The sequence below is a fragment of the Acidithiobacillus sulfurivorans genome (assembly GCF_018853815.1).
Taxonomy (GTDB): domain Bacteria; phylum Pseudomonadota; class Gammaproteobacteria; order Acidithiobacillales; family Acidithiobacillaceae; genus Acidithiobacillus; species Acidithiobacillus sulfurivorans.
Genome location: NZ_JAAOMP010000092.1, coordinates 1 through 1,779, shown reverse-complemented (window position 1 = coordinate 1,779; position 1,779 = coordinate 1). Strand labels below are relative to the sequence as shown.

General features: G+C 55.5%; 3 protein-coding genes. All 3 read left to right on the top strand.

Translation table 11 applies throughout. From position 1 onward, the window contains the following. Window positions 1-381 (top strand): sirohydrochlorin chelatase (locus HAP95_RS08195; RefSeq protein WP_226832656.1); only part of this gene is annotated, 381 nt, incomplete at its 5' end. Between the two features lie 4 nt (window positions 382-385). After that, window positions 386-964, top strand: coding sequence for an ANTAR domain-containing response regulator (locus HAP95_RS08190; RefSeq protein WP_215883775.1), 579 nt, complete (start codon window positions 386-388; stop codon window positions 962-964). Between the two features lie 143 nt (window positions 965-1,107). Continuing rightward, window positions 1,108-1,779 (top strand): DMT family transporter (locus HAP95_RS08185; RefSeq protein ID WP_215883774.1); only part of this gene is annotated, 672 nt, incomplete at its 3' end.

Genomic DNA, 1,779 nt, shown 5'->3' with positions numbered 1-1,779 from the left:
TGCAACATCCATAAGGAAAAGCGCATGACCGAAGTGCAATTTCTGCTGGCACATGGTTCTCGCAACCCCCAGTGGCGAAAACCTTTTGAGCAGATCGCCGAAAAATTACAGTCGGCCCACCCGGAACGACAGATTGTTTTGTGTTATCTGGAGATGTGGGAGCCGTCTCTGGATCAGGCCCTGCACTCAGCCTATGCATCGGGTTTACGCCGCTTTCGCATATCCCCATTATTTTGGAGCAGCGGTCGTCATTTACAGGAGGATCTGCCTGCACTCCTTGAGCAGGTGCAGGCAACATTACCCAATTGCTTCATACGGGTAGAAGGACCCATCGGCGAATCGGAAATCGTCATCCAGGCCGCTCTACAAGCGCTACAATGAGCCCATGCATCGCATCGTCCTGATCGATAATAATGTGGAGCGTGCAGAAATCCTCCGGGAAGCCCTCGCCAGCGAAGGGCAGATTGTCGTGGATATTTTTGGCTGGTCAGCACTTTCCTGGCAACGCCTGGAAAACCTGCAACCCGATGTCATCATCGCTGAAGCGGGTAGTCCTGAACGGGACGTGCTCGAACACATCGTCTTCCTCAGCGAAACCCTGGAATTACCGGTCGTGGTGCTGGGCGCCCCTGAAGATGAAGACACCATGCGCCGGGCTATTCGTGCCGGGGTGGCCGCCTATGTTGCCCACGGCATTTCCGCCCAGGATATTGCCCCCATTCTCAAGGTAGCGGCGCTCCGCTATGCCGAATATCGGCAATTGCGCAAAGAACTCAAAGACACCCAAAATGCCCTCTCCGAGCGCAAGCAAATTGAAAAAGCCAAAGGCATCCTCATGCGCGACTTACAGATTGACGAAGCCGAAGCCTACCGGCGCATGCGGCGGCTCGCCATGGACAAAGGAAAAAAACTGGGAGAAATTGCCGGAATGATCATTACGGTGGGCGAAGCAGGCAGTTCCTGATCTCCTGGCAGGCCTCCACCAGATCATACTTCACTCCAACCCGCCATTAATCACGGCAAATTCTCCATCTTGCCTGCAATAACGATGCTCTTTATGATTCCTGATTCCTTCCAGGGTTACGCCATGACTTTGCAGATAATTCCATGAATATTATCCAGAAGCTGATTCGCCCCGGAATCCCGGCAGTGATTTTCTCCGCGCTGCTTTTTGGTGCCAGCACCCCTCTGGCCAAAATTCTCCTGGCGTCGGTCAGCCCCTGGATGCTCGCGGCCCTGCTGTATCTGGGTTCCGGTCTGGGGCTCAGCGTGTATCGGCTGCTGCGCCGCAGTCCGCGCGTCCATTTATCGCGTGCAGACACCTTCTGGTTTGGGGCCTCCATACTGGCAGGAGGTATCATCGCACCAGTGCTATTCATGTTCGGATTGCAGGGTGCAGCAGCATCCAATGCCTCCTTACTGCTCAATGCCGAATCCGTATTCACCACGCTGCTGGCCTGGTGGGTGTTCAAGGAAAACTTCGATCGTCGGATTGCCTGGGGCATGTTCGCCATTGTGCTCGGCATGGTGCTGCTCAGCTGGCCCCGTGCCGGAACCCTGCAATTTCATATCCAACAGTTGTGGCCAGCAGCGGCCATCATTGCTGCCTGCTTTGCCTGGGGCGTAGACAATAATCTGACCCGGAAAGTCTCCCTGACGGATTCCAGCTGGATTGCCGCCAACAAGGGTTGGGTCGCGGGTAGCGTCAATCTGGTACTCGCCTTATGGCTGGGCAGCGCCGTACCGGCTCTACCGGATGCCATTGCTGCCCTGATTCTG

Coding starts and splice junctions, on each gene's coding strand:
- HAP95_RS08190 (WP_215883775.1), top strand. CDS start 386: ATGCATCGCATCGTCCTGATCGATAATAATGTGGAGCGTGCAGAAATC.